The sequence below is a fragment of the Bacillus sp. LR_5 genome (genome assembly GCF_042709275.1).
The window spans coordinates 1-19836 of sequence record NZ_JAVAXX010000100.1 but is presented as its reverse complement, the minus strand read 5'-3'; the positions used below and the strand labels follow the sequence as shown (position 1 = coordinate 19836).

The 19836-nt window shown below is 43.7% G+C and carries 17 protein-coding genes and 1 pseudogene; 12 read left to right on the top strand and 6 right to left on the bottom strand.

The features are described 5' to 3' along the window. The 4 genes and pseudogenes from RAC86_RS19250 to minJ form a co-directional block, all read left to right on the top strand. A pseudogene (locus RAC86_RS19250) lies at positions 1-274 on the top strand (permease-like cell division protein FtsX); the annotation flags it as partial. Positions 275-413: 139 nt separating this feature from the next. Next, positions 414-1856, top strand: a complete 1443-nt coding sequence (ctpB, locus tag RAC86_RS19245; protein ID WP_160221844.1) for a carboxy-terminal processing protease CtpB — start codon at positions 414-416, stop codon at positions 1854-1856. 383 nt (positions 1857-2239) lie between these two features. Then, on the top strand, positions 2240-2593 hold the full coding sequence (swrA, locus tag RAC86_RS19240) for a swarming motility protein SwrAA (protein WP_377885947.1): 354 nt from the start codon (positions 2240-2242) through the stop codon (positions 2591-2593). Positions 2594-2671: 78 nt separating this feature from the next. After that, entirely contained in the window at positions 2672-3865 is a 1194-nt protein-coding gene (gene minJ, locus RAC86_RS19235; RefSeq protein ID WP_003228042.1) for a cell division topological determinant MinJ, read from the top strand. Between the two features lie 47 nt (positions 3866-3912). On the opposite strand, the gene RAC86_RS19230 is transcribed toward minJ, so the two are convergent. From RAC86_RS19230 to RAC86_RS19220, 3 genes are all read right to left on the bottom strand, one after another. Further along, positions 3913-5247: an MFS transporter gene (locus RAC86_RS19230; protein WP_033884623.1), complete on the bottom strand. Its 1335-nt coding sequence runs from the start codon at positions 5245-5247 to the stop codon at positions 3913-3915. Between the two features lie 30 nt (positions 5248-5277). Further along, positions 5278-5847 (bottom strand): TetR/AcrR family transcriptional regulator, encoded by a 570-nt coding sequence (locus RAC86_RS19225; RefSeq protein WP_003244088.1) that lies wholly within the window; start codon positions 5845-5847, stop codon positions 5278-5280. A 75-nt stretch (positions 5848-5922) separates the two neighbouring features. Continuing rightward, on the bottom strand, positions 5923-8418 hold the full coding sequence (locus RAC86_RS19220; RefSeq protein ID WP_377885946.1) for a PEP/pyruvate-binding domain-containing protein: 2496 nt from the start codon (positions 8416-8418) through the stop codon (positions 5923-5925). A gap of 445 nt (positions 8419-8863) precedes the next feature. Here RAC86_RS19220 and RAC86_RS19215 point away from each other — a divergent pair, with 445 nt between their 5' ends. The 4 genes from RAC86_RS19215 to hag all read left to right on the top strand — a co-directional run bounded on the left by RAC86_RS19215 (position 8864) and on the right by hag (position 15305). Continuing rightward, the gene (locus RAC86_RS19215; RefSeq protein ID WP_003228053.1) at positions 8864-9094 is read left to right on the top strand and encodes a CsbA family protein; all 231 of its coding nucleotides are present in this window, start codon (positions 8864-8866) and stop codon (positions 9092-9094) included. Positions 9095-9279: 185 nt separating this feature from the next. After that, positions 9280-11265, top strand: coding sequence for an excinuclease ABC subunit UvrB (gene uvrB, locus RAC86_RS19210; RefSeq protein ID WP_377885945.1), 1986 nt, complete (start codon positions 9280-9282; stop codon positions 11263-11265). A 7-nt stretch (positions 11266-11272) separates the two neighbouring features. Further along, on the top strand, positions 11273-14146 hold the full coding sequence (gene uvrA, locus RAC86_RS19205; protein WP_173614332.1) for an excinuclease ABC subunit UvrA: 2874 nt from the start codon (positions 11273-11275) through the stop codon (positions 14144-14146). A 337-nt stretch (positions 14147-14483) separates the two neighbouring features. Next, positions 14484-15305, top strand: coding sequence for a flagellin Hag (hag, locus tag RAC86_RS19200; RefSeq protein WP_029318328.1), 822 nt, complete (start codon positions 14484-14486; stop codon positions 15303-15305). 198 nt (positions 15306-15503) lie between these two features. Here the strand turns inward: hag and RAC86_RS19195 are convergent, their stop codons facing one another. Beyond that, entirely contained in the window at positions 15504-15734 is a 231-nt protein-coding gene (locus RAC86_RS19195) for a hypothetical protein (protein WP_003235419.1), read from the bottom strand. 217 nt (positions 15735-15951) lie between these two features. Between RAC86_RS19195 and yvlA the strand changes: the two genes are divergently transcribed. Genes yvlA through RAC86_RS19175 form a run of 4 tightly spaced genes read left to right on the top strand, consistent with a single transcriptional unit; the run spans position 15952 to position 17963 of the window. Further along, positions 15952-16278: a protein YvlA gene (yvlA, locus tag RAC86_RS19190; RefSeq protein ID WP_032726939.1), complete on the top strand. Its 327-nt coding sequence runs from the start codon at positions 15952-15954 to the stop codon at positions 16276-16278. Positions 16279-16302: 24 nt separating this feature from the next. Continuing rightward, positions 16303-17400, top strand: coding sequence for a DUF4097 family beta strand repeat-containing protein (locus RAC86_RS19185; RefSeq protein WP_014478112.1), 1098 nt, complete (start codon positions 16303-16305; stop codon positions 17398-17400). A gap of 4 nt (positions 17401-17404) precedes the next feature. Beyond that, positions 17405-17602, top strand: a complete 198-nt coding sequence (locus tag RAC86_RS19180) for a PspC domain-containing protein (RefSeq protein ID WP_128422426.1) — start codon at positions 17405-17407, stop codon at positions 17600-17602. A 1-nt stretch (position 17603) separates the two neighbouring features. After that, entirely contained in the window at positions 17604-17963 is a 360-nt protein-coding gene (locus tag RAC86_RS19175) for a phage holin family protein (RefSeq protein ID WP_003228066.1), read from the top strand. A 28-nt stretch (positions 17964-17991) separates the two neighbouring features. Here the strand turns inward: RAC86_RS19175 and RAC86_RS19170 are convergent, their stop codons facing one another. Next, a complete protein-coding gene (locus tag RAC86_RS19170; RefSeq protein WP_003228068.1) occupies positions 17992-19203 on the bottom strand; it encodes an MFS transporter in 1212 nt (403 codons plus the stop codon). 20 nt (positions 19204-19223) lie between these two features. Next, entirely contained in the window at positions 19224-19733 is a 510-nt protein-coding gene (gene pchR, locus RAC86_RS19165; protein ID WP_029318331.1) for a pulcherriminic acid biosynthesis transcriptional regulator PchR, read from the bottom strand. Positions 19734-19836: the final 103 nt, after the last annotated feature.

Genomic DNA, 19836 nt, shown 5'->3' with positions numbered 1-19836 from the left:
ACTTGTCGGTGCGACAAACTGGTTTATCCGCTGGCCGTTTTTCCTTGAAGGATTGCTGCTAGGCGTATTCGGTTCTGTGATTCCGATTGCACTGGTGCTGAGCACTTACCAATACGTCATCGGATGGGTCGTTCCAAAGGTTCAAGGATCATTTGTCTCTCTTCTTCCTTATAATCCATTTGTATTCCAAGTTTCGCTAGTGCTGATTGCAATCGGCGCAGTAATTGGAGTATGGGGAAGTCTGACTTCCATCCGCAAGTTTTTGCGAGTATAAAGTGAAAAAGCCGTTCCGTTTTCGGGACGGCTTTTCATTTGCCTTCTTTTTCTTCTATGATTACATGAAATCTCCATCCTTTACATATACTATCTCTAGGTTTTGGTAAAGACAGTCTGGCATACAGGAGGAGTAAAGGATGAATCAAAAAATAATGGCTGTGATAGCAGCAGGGAGCATGCTGTTCGGAGGCGCCGGTGTATATGCGGGAATCAACCTGCTTGAGATGGATAAGCCCCAGACTGCAGCAGTTCCCGCGATGGCACAAGCTGACTCTGAACGGGATAAAGCTATGGACAAAATCGAAAAAGCGTATGAGTTAATTTCGAATGAGTACGTAGAAAAAGTAGATAGAGAAAAGCTGCTCGAGGGAGCCATCCAGGGAATGCTGTCTACGCTAAATGATCCTTATTCTGTTTACATGGACAAGCAGACAGCTAAGCAATTTTCTGATTCTCTTGATTCCTCATTTGAAGGCATCGGGGCTGAGGTTGGCATGGAAGACGGCAAAATTATTATTGTTTCCCCATTCAAGAAATCGCCAGCGGAAAAAGCCGGGTTGAAGCCTAATGATGAAATTATCAGCATCAATGGAGAATCGATGGCCGGCAAGGATTTAAACTACGCTGTGTTAAAAATAAGAGGAAAAAAAGGGTCCAGCGTTTCAATGAAGATTCAGCGGCCTGGAACGAAGAAGCAGCTGTCATTCCGGATCAAGAGAGCTGAGATTCCGCTCGAAACGGTTTTTGCATCAGAGAAAAAAGTACAGGGGCATTCTGTCGGATATATTGCCATCTCTACTTTTTCTGAGCACACCGCAGAGGATTTTGCAAAAGCGCTGAGGGAGCTTGAGAAAAAAGAAATAGAAGGACTTGTCATTGATGTACGCGGCAACCCGGGCGGATATCTTCAAAGTGTGGAAGAAATTCTTAAGCATTTCGTTACAAAGGATCAGCCGTATATTCAGATTGCTGAACGCAATGGGGATAAAAAACGTTATTTTTCAACATTGACCCATAAAAAAGCGTACCCTGTCAATGTGATTACGGATAAAGGAAGTGCCTCTGCATCAGAAATTCTTGCCGGCGCATTAAAGGAAGCTGGCCATTATGATGTTGTAGGCGATACGTCTTTTGGAAAGGGAACGGTTCAACAGGCTGTGCCAATGGGGGACGGCAGCAACATCAAATTAACGCTTTACAAGTGGCTGACGCCAAATGGAAACTGGATTCATAAGAAAGGAATTGAACCGACCATTGCGATTAAGCAGCCCGATTATTTTTCCGCTGGGCCTTTACAGCTGAAAGAGCCGCTTAAAGTGGACATGAACAATGAAGACGTCAAGCATGCGCAGGTATTGTTAAAAGGTCTCAGCTTTGATCCGGGACGTGAGGATGGCTATTTCAGCAAAGACATGAAAAAAGCGGTTATGGCTTTTCAGGATCAAAACAAGCTGAATAAAACCGGTGTGATCGACACTCGCACTGCAGAGACATTAAATCAGCAGATAGAAAAGAAAAAATCAGATGAAAAAAATGATTTGCAGCTTCAAACAGCATTGAAATCATTATTTGTCAATTAAAGGAGATGGTATTCCATCTCCTGTTTCTTTGTGCTTAAAGAGATTATGGATCATAAGTCACATAAAAAATGAGTTTTTGACAAGAAATTAAAAAAATTTTCACAAATAAACATTTATAAAGGACTGTTATTACCCGATATCAATATATGAGAGAGACTTTCTAACGAGTTAATATGCATTTAAAATGAAACTTTTGCAAGTTGCCTAGTCTTTGTTTACTTCATACAATATAAGAAGGTTCTAAAAAGAACAGTAATCAGGTTAATGGCAGCTGAACGACAGGTATTTAAAGAGTAACGTTAGCGAGAATGCTTGTTAGCACTCCAGTACTGCTGCTTATACTGGCCCGTGCTTATCTGTATAAAGAAAATGGGGGTTCACAATTGAAGAGGGCAAGTATTGTGCGTGAAAAAAAATATTATGAATTAGTGGAACAATTAAAAGACAGAACACAAGACGTAACATTTTCAGCTACAAAAGCACTAAGTCTTCTTATGCTGTTCAGCAGATATTTGGTCAATTACACCAATGTCGAATCAGTAAATGACATTAATGAGGATTGCGCCAAACATTATTTTAACTACTTAATGAAAAACCATAAGCGATTAGGAATTAATCTGACAGATATAAAAAGGTCGATGCATCTAATCAGCGGGTTATTGGATGTGGATGTAAACCACTATTTAAAGGATTTTTCACTATCGAATGTCACGCTGTGGATGACGCAAGAGAGATAAACTCTCCTGAGGATATCCAAGCCATTTAATATTTGATAGAATATGAGTAACATGTTTGGCTTGAGGCGGTGAGAGATAGTGTCTGTTCAATGGGGAATTGAACTGTTAAAAAGCGCGGGCTTGTTCTTCTTACACCCGCTTTTCTGGTTTTTTATCATCATAACCCTGGCTTTCGGCTATGTAAGAATCAAACGGGAACGAAAAACCTTTCATACAAGAATAGCAGATATTTATGATGATCTGAAATTTACATATACAAAGGGACTGATTCCAGGTCTTCTTTTGTCAGTTATTTTAGGTGGACTCGGAATATCGATTCCTCTCGGTTTACTTGCGATTATTGCCGTTATCACTGCAGCGGCAGCGTTCACTCTTCGCGCAAACTGGATGTCTGCTGCATATATCGTCAGTGTGAGTATGCTGATAGGTTTTGGACTGCAAATATATCAGGCGGAGCCCTTTCTGGAGAGATTTCCGCAAGGATTTGCAGTTGTTTGGCCGGCTGTGGCTGTGTTTCTAGGTTTGCTGATTATCACTGAAGGAGCGGTTGCTTATCGTTCTGCGCATGTGAGAACATCACCGGCACTTGTCGTAAGCAGCCGCGGTTTGCCGATCGGACAGCAGCTGGCAAACCGGGTTTGGCTTTTGCCGCTGTTCCTTCTCGTGCCCGGTAATGGTTTAGAATCGCACCTTAGCTGGTGGCCCGTGTTTACGGTTCCCGGCGGCTCATTCCATTTTCTATGGATTCCTTACTTTGTCGGATTTGGACAAAGGGTACAGGGATCGCTGCCTGAAACGAGTATAAGGATCACAGCGAAACGCGTTTGTATTCTCGGTCTTGCCGTCGCAGTTCTCGGTGCAGCGAGCTTACTGTGGACGCCGCTTGCGGGTGCAGCGGTCTGTACCGCTTTGTTAGGGCGTATTTTTCTGTCCATAAAGCAAAGAGTGAATGATAACGCGGCTCCGTTTTATTTCTCGAAAAGGGATCAGGGCTTAATGGTGCTTGGGATTATCCCCAATACGCCGGCTGAGGATCTGGAATTGAAAATCGGGGAAATCATAACGAAAGTCAATGGCATACCGGTTAAGAACGTTTCTGATTTCTATGAAGCGCTTCAGCATAACCGTGCATATGTAAAGCTTGAAATTATCGGTTTGAATGGAGAAATTCGTTTTGACCAGCGAGCTTCTTATGAAGGAGAACATCATGAATTGGGCATCCTCTTCGTAAAGGATGACCGTGAAGACGAAGCAGCCGCTTCTGGATCATAAAAGGCAGCCCGGCACCGCAGGAAGATGCGATGCCGGGCTGTTTTGCGTTACGCTGAGTTTTTTTCTATCCGTGCCGTTTCATCAGATTTGATGCCCAATGAAACAAAAACGCCGATGATGGATACAGCAAAGAGAATCATAAATAGGATGTGATATCCCGAAATCAGGCCAATTAAGGCTGATGAAATGATGCTTCCGAAATAACGGAAGGTCGAGAAAATGCCGGATGCCACTCCTGACATTCCGGGGTCTACTGTGGCAAGGGATGAAACCTGCATGCTGGTCAGGCCGACTCCGGAAGCGAGCCCGCCAAGGATAAGAGAGAGCATGAGGAACAAGACAGAATGCGAGCTGCTTAACAGCAAAAATAATAGATTCGCACCAGCCATCATGGCAAATGAAAGAAAAATGATTTTTTTGGCTCCCCATTTGTGATGGAGCTGCGCGCCCACCCAGTTGCTGGCTGACATGAAGATCGAAAATACAGAAAGCGCCATCCCGCTGTTAGACGTATTAAGCCCAAATTGGTTCGTCATAAATAACGGCATAATCAATAAGACGGCATACATCATCAAATTGCTTAACAAGACTGATAGATTCGCATTTGTAAAGGTTGAGCTTTTAAACAGTGCAAAGTCAATGATGGGGTGCTGGGTACGTTTTTCTCTTCTGAAAAAAAGCGGAACAAAAAGAAGTATCAATACACTGTATACCGCATATCCCCATGGAGCCTCATTTTTCGTCAGCAGGATAATTGAAACGATGCTGCCTGCAAGCAAGAGAGAGCCGATGATATCCAGCGGCGCGTCAGATTTATTTTCTTTATATTGAGGAAACATCGTTAATGCCGTAAATAAAGCAATGGCGAGGAACGGGATGTTGACCCAAAAAATCGAATGCCAGCTGAAGCTGTCAATCAGTATAGAGCCGATAAAAGGCCCGAGTGCTGCACCAAGTCCCGCACCCAGTCCGAAAAATCCAAACACTTTCGGTAGGCGTTTTTCAGAAACAACATGCCGGATAATGGCAATGCTGTTTGGCGTAAGCAATGCCCCGCCGACAGCCTGCAATGCCCGAAAGACAATTAACAGGAGCAGACTCGGTGAAAGGGCGCAGCCTAGAGATGCGATTAGAAAAAGGCCGACTCCCCATAAGTACATTGTTTTATTGCCGTACATATCACCGAGCTTTCCTGCAATCGGCTGTGTGATTGCCATCACGATTAAATAAACGGTAACCACCCAAGTGATGCTTGCGATGGACTCGTTATACGTATGGGAAATAGATGAGAGCGCGACCGCGATCATCGTTGAGTTAATGGGAGCCAGAATGGCCCCCAATAATAGCGAGACGATCAGCGCCCATTCTTTTCTTGAGCTCATTGGGATCCTCCTTTTTATTATGCCAAGGAGTTAATCAGCAGAAATTCCTTTGACAAATAGAGCTGTGCTGTGCTCCAGCATTTTTTCCTGGGGCATTGATATGACCCGGTCTCCTAAGTGGAGACGGTGAATGAAATAACCGAAGATAATCGACATGAACACGTCGGCATGCTCCGCTTCATTTCCTGTCTGAATAACCCCTTTCTCACCCATTGTTTTGAGATAATCAACCAATAGCTGTTTCATAGATTGGGGATATTCAGTGACGTGGTTAATGACATCCTGAAACATGGCCGGTTCACGAAAGCTGATTTTAATGATATCTTTTCTATGTTCGAGCTCCTCCAAGAGACAGGTTCCGATATGAAGCAGGTCTTTGTACAAATCCCCTTCTGTTTGTTCCAAAATGCTGCCTCTGTTTGAAGAATGCTGAGAAAGCAAAGCCTCAACTAGTCCTTGTTTGTTTTTAAAGTTCCTGAAAATCGTCGCTTCACTTACATTTGCTTTTTCTGCAATTTCTTTTGTAGTTGTTGCGCGATATCCTTTTTTGACGAGCAGCTGCATGGCAGCGTCAAGGATTCTCTTGTTTGTCGGTCTCAATACGTTTCACCTCACGAGTATACTGGCAGGACAAGTATACACCCGCCCCGCTTGTATAAGAAAGAGGGGGACGCATCAGGACCGGCTGACAACTGTGATTTTGCCGCTGCTTCCGTCAACAGTGATGATGTCACCGTCTCGCAGTCTTTCGGTTGCCGTGCGTGTGCCGAGAACAGCTGGAATGCCGTATTCACGGGCAATAATCGCAGCGTGAGACAAAATGCCGCCTGTGTCTGTAATAATCGCTTTGGCGTCTTGAAACAGGCTGGTCCATAGCGGTGTGGTCATCTTGCAAACGAGTACGTCCCCAGGCGCGAATTGAGAAAATTCATTGGCGTCCCGAATGATTTTCACCGGACCTGTCGCAATGCCGCTTGATGCCGCAATGCCAAAAATATGATTCTCTGTGTTTTTTTCATCCTCTATCACAGCGCCGACAATTTCTTCAGCTGCTTTGAGCTGTTCTTTTGTCGGGGTGCCGAGGTAGGCAGGGGCTTGGGCCAGCTCATACTCATGAAAAATCTGTCTGCGTTTTTCAGCCTTTTCTTGCAGGGATACAGAGTGAAGAAGCGCTTGTTCCACTTCGTCGTCATATAAGAACCAAAGGTCCTCACGATCTTGAATGACACCGTTTTCCGCCAGCAATTCACCTATCTTCAGCAGAAAGATTCTCGCCTTGGCATCCAGCATGGCGTCAATATAAAAGTGGTGATCATCTTTTATATTTGCAGAGTTCAGTGTCCATTGATAATAGCGGTCAAATTCGGTGCGCAAACCGGGATCTTCTATGTTTTCCAAGAATTCATTGTATAATTTCTCTCGTTTTTCTTTCGTTTTCTGAAATTCATTGTCAAAATGATAGCCATTACGGACATAATTTTGAATATTGGCCAGAGCGAAATACGGATTTTCCACCCAGATTTGTTCAATCAGATCATGACTTTTAACAGATCTCCATCCGTATTCTTGCAAGAATTCATGGACGTTCTTCAGGAAGTGTCTTCCCTCATCTGTTTGTTCCAATTTCTCCTGGAGCTGTTCAGGCTGGTTGTTTTCAAAAATGGCCAGAAGGTTCGGGTTCTCCTGAACTTCCACAGAAAATAGCCATAAGCAACGGTCCGTTTCCAGTGATTTGTTCATTTTTCCTGTCAGCATCTCGTAAAAATGAGCGTTTTCGGACTCTCCTTGAATGTCCTGATACATCGCTTGCAGTTTGTTTGTTAAAAGGATTTGCGGGAAAACGATATTGAAGTGCTCTTCATAAGCCGTGAGATAAAAGGCCTTTAGTTTTTGAAAAGCATCCAGTGCGCTTTCTGCGGTATGCTCAGTTTGTGCGAGATGGTCCAATGTCCGGTAAAAAGGGAGGTATGTGTGATTGATGATGTCATACATATGCTCCGATAAAATCGGGAAAAGCTCTTTGCCACAGTCTTCAGAAGGAGGCTGCTGTCCGCCTTGGTTTTTGGAATAAATATGTCCGCGATAAAGTTTTACTTCATCAACAACTACACCAATCGGAAACTTTTGCATGCTCTTCTTCAAGCCATATTCCAACGCCGGCACGATGAAGGATGAAAATAACGGACTCACCGGACCTTCAATATTAGACTCCATGTTAAGCCAGAAATCATTCATATCAGTGTCGGTAATCATGAAGCTGCGTTTTTCTTCTGCCGCTTTTTTGTCCTGATCAATGGTTGTAATCGGGCGAGCTTGCAGAAGGTATATTTGATGATCAGCAATACCAAATTCTATATCGACAGGATATCCGTACAGGTCTTCGGTTTTTTTTGTGATTTCAGCCAATTCAATCACTTGTTCATCTGTAAGGCAAAAACGGCTGCGCATGTCTTCACTCGTTTCTTTTTCAGCAATTCCTTCTGCCGCAGACTTCATGTAGATTTCCTTTGCACCTATTTCTTTCTGAATCTCAAACGAAGATTTATTAACAATGAATGTGTCTGGGGTAACACTTCCTGAAACAACAGCTTCACCCAACCCGTAGCTGGCGCTGATTAAAAGCTCTCTATCATCATGGGTAACAGGGTTGCGGCTGAAGATAACACCTGACATTTCTGAATCGATCAACCCCTGAACGACTATTCCCATTAACGGCTCTGCGATTTGATTGTTCATTTTTTTCTTATAGCTGCTGACCCGCCCAGAAAAAAATGAGGCCCAGCATTCTTTCACTTTAGCCAGAAACTCTTCCTCTGTTTTGATATTTAAGTAGGTTTCATATTGACCCGCGAATGAGGCGCCTTCTAAATCTTCCGAGGCAGACGAAGAACGCACGGCTACGGATCGATATGCTTCTCTAAGCTTATAAAAGGAACTAGTCAGCTCATCTTTCAGCTCATCCGAAAATGTTCCGGAAATGATCCTGCTTTCGACGTTTTCACTAGTCTCTTGAAGCTGGTTGTCCTCCATAAAACGTGCGAGCGCATTCGTTTGAATAATAAACCCGTCCGGAACAGGAAGACCGTGTTTGGTCAATTTAATTAAATTCATTCCTTTTGCTCCAGCCAGCTGGCTGGACTCTTCTGCCTGGCGAAATAAAACAGAATACATATTTGAAACCCCTCTTTTCTTCATTCATTTTGTTTTTCTCTCTAGTCTTTTTATTGCGGAGCCTGTGTTTAAAAAATGATAGTAAACACTATCATTTAATTGTAGGTTTTCAGGAAAATGCTGTCAAACGCAGAAAGTCCTAAATAAAATGAATAGTTAAGTTGGTTATATTATCCTGAAAAATGCGGCCGTACTGGTACTGTATGCCTATTTTCTTTTATTCTCGGAATCTGGCGGCGGACTTGATGATGTAATAAAAAAAGTGCCGCTGATTAGAACAGCGGCACCATGGAATAAGTTTTGACCGGCACCAAAATGCAAATATGGTGATTGATTTTGGCTGAAAAGGGGTATGGTGTAGTAGAGGGAGCGAATGCACGATTGTCCGATTCTTCATTTTTTACTATAATCAGATCAGATGAAGAATCCCTGAGGAGGGTTTTTGTTGATTACAAAAGCCGTTTTTGCATTGTTTTTCCCTTTTATGCTTGTTGTTCTATTTACTAGAGTCACCTTTAATCATTATGTGGCGATCGCTTTAACAGCTGCATTGCTGTTTGCCTCTTATTTAAAAGGCTATACAGAAACGTATTTTATTGTAGGATTGGATGTTGTGTCTCTTGTGGCTGGCGGACTGTATATGGCCAAAAAAGCTGCAGAGAAAAAAGAAGAATAAATCGGACATAATGAATATAAAGACTGAATACCTGCTTTTACGTTTTAAAAGCAGGTTTTTTATACACAAAAACAGCTGGAAATAAAAAACCACCGAACTTTAGTTCGTATTTTTAGTGATTTTGCTTTCCATTGTGTTACTATATCTATAGGAAGATTTCGTTAAAGAAACGGAGGCTTATTTTTGTGAAAGATCGCTTTGAGTTAGTCTCGAAATATCAGCCCCAAGGAGATCAGCCGAAAGCCATTGAAAAGCTTGTAAAAGGAATTCAGGAGGGCAAGAAGCATCAGACTCTGCTGGGTGCGACAGGAACTGGGAAAACATTTACGGTGTCTAATTTGATTAAAGAAGTCAATAAGCCGACTCTCGTGATTGCCCATAACAAAACCCTTGCTGGACAGCTTTACAGTGAGTTCAAGGAATTTTTTCCGAACAATGCTGTCGAGTATTTTGTCAGCTACTATGATTATTATCAGCCGGAGGCGTATGTGCCTCAAACGGATACATTTATAGAGAAAGACGCTAGTATTAATGATGAAATTGATAAACTGAGACACTCCGCCACATCAGCTTTGTTTGAGCGCAGAGATGTCATTATTATTGCGAGTGTGTCTTGTATATACGGCCTCGGTTCGCCTGAGGAATACCGGGAAATGGTCGTGTCACTGCGGACTGAAATGGAAATTGAGCGCAACGAGCTGCTCAGAAAACTTGTAGACATCCAATATGCCCGCAACGATATCGACTTTCAGCGCGGTACATTTCGTGTGCGCGGGGATGTAGTGGAAATCTTTCCGGCATCCCGTGATGAGCATTGTATCAGAGTTGAATTTTTCGGTGACGAAATCGAACGGATTCGGGAAGTGGATGCGCTGACAGGAGAAATTCTCGGCGACCGAGATCATGTTGCGATTTTCCCGGCATCCCACTTCGTAACGCGGGCCGAGAAAATGGAGAAGGCGATTCAAAATATCGAGAAGGAGCTTGAGGAGCAGCTGAAGGTCATGCATGAAAACGGAAAGCTCCTTGAAGCGCAGCGTTTAGAGCAGCGGACAAGATATGATCTTGAAATGATGCGTGAAATGGGTTTCTGCTCCGGCATCGAGAACTACTCAAGACATTTGACGCTGCGGCCTCCAGGTTCAACGCCGTATACGCTTCTTGATTATTTCCCAGACGATTTTATGATCGTGGTGGATGAGTCGCATGTGACAATTCCCCAGGTGCGCGGCATGTTTAACGGAGACCAGGCGCGGAAACAGGTGCTCGTGGATCACGGCTTCCGGCTTCCATCAGCGCTTGATAACCGTCCGCTTCGTTTTGAGGAATTTGAAAAGCATATGCACAATATCGTGTATGTATCAGCAACACCAGGGCCGTACGAGATTGAACATACAGATGAAATGGTCGAACAGATCATTCGTCCGACGGGGCTTCTTGACCCGCTTATTGACGTCCGTCCAATCGAAGGTCAGATTGACGACTTGATCGGCGAAATTCAAGCAAGAATCGAGCGGAATGAACGGGTGCTTGTGACAACTTTGACGAAGAAGATGTCAGAGGATCTGACCGATTATTTAAAGGAAATCGGCATTAAAGTAAACTATCTGCATTCTGAGATCAAGACGCTTGAACGGATTGAAATTATCCGCGACCTGCGCCTTGGCAAGTACGATGTGCTTGTCGGCATCAACCTGCTGAGGGAAGGTTTGGACATTCCCGAAGTATCCCTTGTTGCGATTTTGGATGCGGATAAGGAAGGTTTCCTTCGTTCGGAGCGGTCGCTGATCCAGACCATCGGACGGGCAGCGAGAAATGCGGAAGGCCGCGTCATTATGTACGCCGATAAAATAACGAAGTCTATGGAAATTGCGATTAATGAAACAAAACGCCGCCGCGAGCAGCAGGAGCGGTTTAACGAAGAGCACGGCATTACGCCGAAAACGATAAATAAAGAAATTCGCGATGTCATTCGTGCCACAGTAGCAGCTGAGGATAAAGTGGAATACAAAACAAAAGCCGCGCCGAAGCTGTCGAAAATGACGAAGAAAGAACGCCAGAAAGTCGTTGAACAGATGGAGCATGAAATGAAGGAAGCCGCCAAGGCGCTTGACTTTGAGAGAGCCGCGGAGCTTCGCGATTTACTTTTAGAGCTAAAAGCGGAAGGATGATGAACAAATGGCTATGGATCGGATAGAGGTGAAGGGAGCCAGGGCGCATAACCTGAAAAATATAGATGTAACGATTCCGAGAGATCAGCTTGTCGTTGTCACGGGTTTGTCCGGATCAGGTAAATCCTCCCTTGCCTTTGACACGATATATGCTGAAGGACAGAGACGGTATGTCGAGTCGCTGTCTGCTTATGCCCGCCAGTTTTTAGGGCAAATGGATAAGCCTGATGTGGATGCAATTGAGGGGCTCTCTCCCGCCATCAGCATTGATCAGAAAACAACAAGCCGCAATCCGAGGTCTACTGTCGGTACGGTAACTGAGATTTATGATTATCTGCGTCTTTTATATGCGAGAGTAGGGAAGCCTCATTGTCCGGAGCACGGAATTGAGATTACATCCCAGACTATCGAGCAAATGGTGGACAGAATTCTGGAATACCCGGAACGGACGAAGCTTCAGGTGCTGGCGCCGATTGTCTCGGGCCGAAAAGGCGCTCATGTCAAAGTGCTTGAACAGATTAGAAAACAAGGCTATGTCAGAGTCAGAATTGACGGCGAGATGGCTGAGCTTTCTGACGATATCGAATTAGAAAAGAACAAGAAGCATTCCATTGAGGTAGTCATTGACCGGATTGTCGTGAAAGAAGGCGTGGCAGCCCGGCTGTCAGATTCATTGGAAACGGCGCTCCGTTTAGGTGAAGGACGGGTTATGATCGATGTCATCGGTGAGGAAGAGCTGATGTTCAGCGAGCATCATGCCTGTCCGCACTGCGGATTTTCAATTGGTGAGCTTGAGCCGCGTCTGTTTTCGTTTAACAGTCCGTTCGGGGCGTGTCCGACGTGTGACGGTCTCGGAATGAAGCTTGAAGTGGATGCCGATCTTGTCATCCCCAATCAAGATTTGTCATTAAAGGAGAATGCGGTCGCCCCTTGGACACCGATCAGCTCACAATATTATCCTCAGCTGCTTGAGGCAGTCTGCACCCACTACGGGATTGATATGGATGTGCCGGTCAAAGATTTGCCGAAGCATCAACTGGATAAAGTGCTGTACGGCAGCGGAGATGACCTGATTTATTTCCGATATGAAAATGATTTTGGACAAATCCGCGAAGGTGAAATTCAATTTGAAGGCGTATTGCGCAACATTGAAAGACGCTATAAGGAGACAGGCTCCGATTTCATACGTGAGCAAATGGAGCAGTATATGTCTCAGAAGTCTTGTCCGACGTGCAAAGGCTATCGGTTAAAGAAAGAGGCGCTTGCCGTACTGATTGACGGCCGCCACATTGGAAAAATTACCGAGCTGTCTGTCGCCGACGCACTTGCCTTCTTTAAAGATCTTACCCTTTCTGAGAAGGATATGCAGATCGCCAATTTGATTTTGCGCGAAATTGTGGAGCGCTTAAGCTTTCTGGACAAAGTCGGCCTCGATTACCTGACATTGAGCAGGGCAGCGGGTACATTGTCCGGGGGAGAGGCGCAGCGCATCAGGCTGGCGACTCAAATTGGCTCGCGTTTATCCGGTGTGCTTTATATTTTAGATGAGCCGTCTATCGGTCTGCATCAGCGTGATAACGACCGCTTGATCAGCGCTCTGAAAAATATGAGAGACCTCGGGAACACGCTGATTGTTGTCGAACATGATGAGGACACGATGATGGCAGCAGATTATTTAATAGATATTGGACCGGGAGCCGGCATTCACGGCGGACAGGTGATATCTGCGGGTACGCCGGAAGAAGTGATGGAAGATCCAAACTCATTAACGGGCAGCTATTTATCAGGGAAAAAGTTTATCCCATTGCCTCCTGAAAGAAGAAAGCCGGACGGACGTTACATTGAAATTAAAGGTGCATCAGAAAACAACCTGAAAAAAGTGAATGCCAAGTTCCCGCTTGGGACGTTTACAGCAGTTACAGGTGTTTCCGGTTCAGGAAAGAGTACACTCGTTAATGAAATTTTGCATAAGGCGCTGGCGCAAAAGCTTCATAAAGCGAAAGCGAAGCCCGGCAGCCATAAAGAGATTAAAGGTTTGGATCACTTAGACAAAGTCATTGACATTGACCAGGCGCCAATCGGAAGAACGCCGAGATCCAACCCTGCGACATACACCGGTGTATTTGATGACATTCGTGATGTATTCGCGCAGACAAATGAAGCGAAGGTCCGCGGCTATAAAAAAGGCCGTTTCAGCTTCAACGTGAAGGGCGGACGATGTGAAGCCTGCCGCGGAGACGGGATTATTAAAATTGAAATGCACTTCCTTCCTGACGTATACGTTCCATGCGAGGTGTGTCACGGCAAACGCTATAACCGTGAAACGCTTGAAGTGACGTACAAAGGAAAAAGCATCTCTGATGTGCTTGATATGACGGTTGAAGATGCTCTTTCTTTCTTTGAAAATATCCCGAAAATCAAACGAAAGCTCCAAACCCTTTATGATGTTGGTTTAGGTTATATTACGCTCGGCCAGCCGGCGACGACCTTGTCAGGCGGAGAAGCGCAGCGCGTGAAGCTCGCGTCAGAGCTGCACAAACGCTCGACCGGACGCACGCTCTACATTTTAGATGAGCCGACGACAGGTTTGCATGTCGACGATATCGCCAGGCTTCTTGTCGTGCTGCAACGGTTGGTAGACAACGGAGACACTGTACTGGTTATTGAGCATAACCTTGATATCATTAAGACGGCCGATTACATTGTGGATTTGGGCCCGGAAGGCGGAGCCGGGGGCGGAACCGTTGTCGCGTCAGGAACGCCTGAGGAAATCACTGAAGTGGAAGAATCGTATACAGGCCGTTATTTGAAGCCTGTTATCGAACGTGACAAAACACGCATGAAATCGCTCTTGAAAGCGAAAGAAACAGCTACATCTTAAAACCCTCTGTTAAGAGGGGACAGCTTGTCAGCAAGTCCATCCTTGGGCTTAGCAGGCAAGCTTTTTCTTTACGGCATAATAGGTTTAGATTCGTCTTTGGTAAAATTTCTTTAGGAAAACGCCTAAACATTTACAAATTGCTGTCGATATATGAATTGAAAGGCGGATGATGATTTCCAAATTAAGCAGACAAACCCTATTAAGGGGCTTAAAGGCATCCTTAAGCAATAACTGAATCTACATAGGTTAGAAGCTTTATTGGAATCTGATACGCCAGAAATCAAAGAAAAGGAAGTCTTTGATTTCAAAAACATATACACATGGAGGTATTTTTCACATGAGAATCAACCACAATATTGCAGCGCTTAACACACTAAACCGTTTGTCTTCAAACAACAGTGCGAGCTCAAAAAACATGGAGAAACTTTCTTCTGGTCTTCGCATCAACCGTGCGGGAGATGACGCAGCGGGTCTTGCGATTTCTGAAAAAATGAGAGGACAAATCAGAGGTCTTGAAATGGCTTCTAAAAACTCTCAAGACGGAATTTCTCTTATCCAAACAGCTGAGGGTGCATTGACTGAAACCCATGCAATCCTTCAACGTATGCGTGAACTTACTGTTCAAGCAGGAAACACAGGTACACAGCAAACTGAAGATTTAACTGCAATTAAAGATGAAATGGATGCTTTAACTGAAGAGATCGATGGAATTTCTCAACGTACTGAATTTAACGGAAAAAAACTTTTAGACGGTAGTGAAACAGCAGGATTTACATTCCAAATTGGTGCAAATGCTGGCCAAAATATTAATGTCACAATTGGTAACATGGATGCAACAACTTTAGGAGTAAAAGGTATCGATGTTTCAGCAGATGATTTTAGTTTTGACACTGAGATTGTTAAAATCGATAGTGCAATTACAAGTGTTTCAAACCAACGTGCTAAACTTGGTGCGGTACAAAACCGTCTAGAGCACACAATCAACAACCTTGGTGCTTCTTCTGAAAACTTAACAGCTGCTGAGTCTCGCATCCGTGACGTTGACATGGCGAAAGAAATGAGCGATTTCACAAAGAACAACATTCTTTCTCAAGCTTCTCAAGCGATGCTTGCTCAAGCAAACCAACAGCCGCAAAACGTGCTTCAATTGTTACGTTAATTTTGAACGGCTATCTCTTTCTGATAGTTACAGCTTGCCGACAGAGTCCATTAACTGGATGTGCCGGCAGGCTTTTTTTGTTACAATCATTTTGTGACAGCCAGGGAATCACTTGTTTTTTCAAAACAAAAAAGGCAAGATATTGTCATCTAACCTTTAGCTTTGTTTCAGTTATAATGAATGATATGTTTTCCGCAATTACAAAGTCTTCTTATACAGCTGCTTACTTACACTCATTAAATCTTGAACAATATGCGTGTTGCTGCTGTCGAGCAGCACTTTTATATATTGGATATCGTGAGAGATCGGGAAGGGTCCGTGAATCTGCTCAAGCTCGGCGATCATTTCACGATTCATTCTTTTTTGTTCATGAATCAGCTTTAACACTGATTCTTGTGTTACTGTATAGTCACTGGGATCTTTCTCCATTGCTTGTCCAGCCTCCTTGGTTGCCGTAAGCTTTTTACATATTGTAATCGGTATAGCCGGAAGATTCTACTTCTAAAACTTTTTAAAATCCAATTTCCGTAAATCGGAGCATGTCTAAAGAATGAATTTGAAACCTGAAGAGATTTTAAACGTATAAATAAGTAAAACGTCCCTGATCTTTTGTCATGGACAATTCACAATAGGAGTGTGGAATGAATTGAACCGTAATCAAGCTATTATTGCATCACTTTGTTATTTCAGTGTGTTTATTGCGCCAATCATTGTGCCGATTGTCGCTTATTTTGTTGTAAATGAGAAAGAAACAAAACGCCATGCGATACGCTCTCTTATTTCTCACATAGTTCCGTTTGTCGGCTGGCTGTTCCTTTTTATTGCTTTACTTGGCGGAGCCGTTGCGATTGATGGAGACAGCTTGCTTCCTGTATTTGTAATCATCGGGGGAGCGGTTATTTATTTCTTAGTTGTCATTGGCATTATCATTTGGAATGTGATTCAGGGCATTAAGGTCCTGCGTGAAGCATAAGTAGACAATGGGGAGGAGATCGTAATGAAGCAAGAAAAGGAACGAATCCTTAAGCTTGTTGAGGAAGGAAAGCTTACAGCACAAGAAGCTTTGACACTGATTGAAAAGCTTGACAGCGACTACAAGGAAAAAGAAGAGAAAATCACAGCGCTCTCAGTTCACGTTCATGACGAGGAAGAGCCATTTACAACGGCAAAAAAAGAAAGCGGCAAACCGTCTTTAGGAGCCAAGCTGTTTGACTGGATTGATTCTGCTGTGAAAAAGGTCAAGGAAGTTGACCTTGATTTAAACTTTGGCCATGCGTATGATGTTCAGCACATTTTTCAATTTAAAGATACTGACTTTTCCAGTGTTGAGCTGCAAATTGCCAATGGCAGCGTGAATATCGTCCCTTGGGAAGATGACGATATCAGAGCGGAATGCCAGGCGAAGGTATATCGCGCTGACAGCCAGGATGCGGCGAGACACGCATTTCTTCAGCATATTGAATGTGAAATCAAAGGAAATAAATTTTTTATCCGTACTGAGAAAAAGACGATGAAAACGAATGTCACTTTGTATATTCCTCAGAAGGAGTATGATAAGATTCGAGTGAAGCTGTTTAACGGTCCGGTCAGAGGGGAACATTTACATGTAAAAGAGTTCTCAGCGAAAACGACAAACGGCGTGCTGTCGTTCTCGCACTTAACAGCCGAAAAAGCCATAGCCGAAACGGCCAACGGGCAAATTAAACTCGCCAGCCACAGCTGCGGTACGATAGAAGCGGAAACCATTAACGGATTGATCGATCTCCGAGGGAAAAGCGAATCCATTGACGTTCAAAGCTTTAACGGAAATATTGCGATTAACGTAACAGAATCAGACTGCCGCTCCATTTATGCAAAAACAACGACTGGAAGTGTGGAGCTTGCGATTCCGGACGATCTCGCAGTGAAGGCAGAGCTGAAAAGCAATCTTGGTTCGCTGTCCCATGAATTAATGGATGTTGAGATGCTGAAGGAAAAAAATGATACCATTCAAAAAGAAATGATGTTCACTTCAAATCAGGCACATGATCAAAACATCACCGTCTTCTCAGAATCACTAACAGGCGCCATCAAACTAAAGTACTCACAGAGGTGATCGAATGAATAAGCTTTATCGCTCAGAAAAAAATAAGAAAATCGCCGGTGTTATCGGAGGTCTCGCGGAATATTTAAATTGGGACGCATCACTCCTCAGAGTCATAACTGTCATCTTAGCCATTATGACAAGTGTCTTGCCGGTTTTGCTCATTTATATCATTTGGATTTTTATCGTCCCGTCAGAAAGGGATATGAAATGACATGGTAAAATGGGCAGTCAGCATTTTAGTCAATGCATTGTTATTAATCGTCATTGATGGATATATTGACTCCATCCATATCAGCAGCATCGGGGCAGCGATTATCGCCAGCCTCATTTTATCGATCTTAAACGTGCTGATTAAACCGCTTTTGATTATCTTTACACTGCCAGTCACGATGGTGACGCTTGGACTCTTCTTGTTTGTGATTAACGCCATCACGCTTATGATGACCGCGTCCATTATGGGTGACAGCTTTCAAATCGACGGCTTCGGCACAGCGATATGGGCATCCGTTATCCTGTCGGTCTTCCATTTGCTGATTCAAAAAGGCATTTTAGAGCCGCTTAGAAAAAAATAAAAAAAAGCTGCCCGCAAAGGCAGCTTTTTTACATGTGGTGCTTTTTTTGTTTCGTGCGCTTCTGCGGCGAAAACATTGGCGGAAGAAGGCAAAAGCTCAATGCGGCAAATCCAAGGCCTAGGAGGCTAAAGGACATGGCAGACGGCATCATTGTGAGCAAGTAGGCAGATACCATCGGACCTGCTGCCATGCCTGTATATCGGATAAAGTTAAACATTCCGATTGCACTCCCTCTGTTGTGCTCAAATTCATTAGTAATCATTGTAGAGTACAAGGGAGGAATAACCCCCATCGAGATGCCAAACAGTGCCAGCGTCAGAGCCATGAGAACGAGAGAAACGGAATGTGTAACAGCAAATAAAATGATGCTGCAGGCGGCAATCACATTGCTTCCGATAAACAAGGTGTGCAGCCCGATTTTTGCCTGTATTCTTTTAAACAGAAACGTACCTGCAATCGTGCTCAGCGCCAGCGGCAAATATAACAGTCCTGCTATACCCACATCTATATGGTAATGCTCTGTCAGCAATATTGGGAGGTAGACAATTACTGCAAAATAAATGAAAAAGAGAACAAAACTTAAAGTCAAAATGACGTTCCCTGTTCGATTTGTAAATATTGATTTATAATGAGCGAACACATTGCCTTTGGCTTGCTGCATAGATTCAGTTGGAGAATCTTTAGGAAAGGTGATGCTGTTTGTCACCAGCAAAACGATAGAGATGGCCGCAAGTATCCAAAAAATCCCTTCGTATCCGGCTGCTCCGCCTATGAATCCTCCTAGAACTGGAGCAATAGCCGGTGCGACAGACAGGAGCATTTGATACGTTCCCATTGCACTCCCGCGTTCATTTCCTGTAAACAGCTGTCCGATCGTTGTGGCAGCAATAAGAGGCAGTGCTGCGGAACCGGCTGCCTGTATCATTCTGAATATCAGAAACAAGGTAAAGTCAGTAGTCACCGCACAGCCGATGCTGGCTGCTGCCGTTGCCAGAATACCGGTAATCAAGACGATCCGAGCGCCTTTAAAATCAATGATCGCTCCTAATATAATTTGCATTATTGCTGTCACAATCATAAAAACTGAGACTGACAGGTTCACCATAGCTGTGGAAACATGGAATGATTCTTTAATGATCGGAAGAATAGGTGAATAAATGTTCTGGCTTAAAGATGCAAAAAATGCACTGAAGCAAACAGTGTATAAGATCAATACTGCCTTTGATTTTGTATGAGCCAAAGTGTACACCGCCTTTTTGTTTACTTTACAGGTTTGTCTGGAGTCCCATCGGTTTGTTCTGCTTCAAGTGTTGACGTCAACTGCTCTAGAAACTTCAATACAGCCTTTTGTTCTTCTTGTGAAAATGAATCGAGGAATTGGTAAAAAGCCAGCTCCTTTTTTTTATGCAGTTTCTCATGTAAGTCGAAAATCCGTCTGCCTTTACGGGTTAATTTAAAATAAACTTCTTTTTTGTTATCTGTCAGCTGATAGCTGTTAATGAATTCTTCCTTGATCAGTTTTGTGCTGATTTTCGTTACATTCGCTTTCGATAAGTTCATTTTTCTGGCAATTCCGGCATTATTAATGGGTTCATGTTGGCCGATACAGTCAATGACATGTATGCTTGTCATGTTTTTAGGGATATCAATCACATCCTCTTCTGCGGCTTCCTTAAAAAATTGCTGAAGTGAAGTATTCGCTTTTTGTTCATTAAGGTGCAGCAGTCTCACGTATATGTCGTATATCATCTGTTTTGTCAAATCAGACATAGGCTACCTTCTTTCTTAGTAATAATAGTTTACAAATAAACAATAAAACAAATCGTTTACTGGTGAACAATTTCATTTTATCTTTTCTTGTTTTCGTTGTCAA

Excerpts from the sequence above, each read along its gene's own strand:
- RAC86_RS19185 (WP_014478112.1), top strand. The coding sequence starts at position 16,303 with ATGAAGCAAGAAAAGGAACGAATCCTTAAGCTTGTTGAGGAAGGAAAG.
- RAC86_RS19195 (WP_003235419.1), bottom strand. The coding sequence starts at position 15,734 with ATGGAGAAAGATCCCAGTGACTATACAGTAACACAAGAATCAGTGTTA.
- uvrA (WP_173614332.1), top strand. The coding sequence starts at position 11,273 with ATGGCTATGGATCGGATAGAGGTGAAGGGAGCCAGGGCGCATAACCTG.
- RAC86_RS19230 (WP_033884623.1), bottom strand. The coding sequence starts at position 5,247 with ATGAGCTCAAGAAAAGAATGGGCGCTGATCGTCTCGCTATTATTGGGG.
- RAC86_RS19175 (WP_003228066.1), top strand. The coding sequence starts at position 17,604 with ATGGTAAAATGGGCAGTCAGCATTTTAGTCAATGCATTGTTATTAATC.
- ctpB (WP_160221844.1), top strand. The coding sequence starts at position 414 with ATGAATCAAAAAATAATGGCTGTGATAGCAGCAGGGAGCATGCTGTTC.
- RAC86_RS19180 (WP_128422426.1), top strand. The coding sequence starts at position 17,405 with ATGAATAAGCTTTATCGCTCAGAAAAAAATAAGAAAATCGCCGGTGTT.
- RAC86_RS19220 (WP_377885946.1), bottom strand. The coding sequence starts at position 8,418 with ATGTATTCTGTTTTATTTCGCCAGGCAGAAGAGTCCAGCCAGCTGGCT.
- hag (WP_029318328.1), top strand. The coding sequence starts at position 14,484 with ATGAGAATCAACCACAATATTGCAGCGCTTAACACACTAAACCGTTTG.
- pchR (WP_029318331.1), bottom strand. The coding sequence starts at position 19,733 with ATGTCTGATTTGACAAAACAGATGATATACGACATATACGTGAGACTG.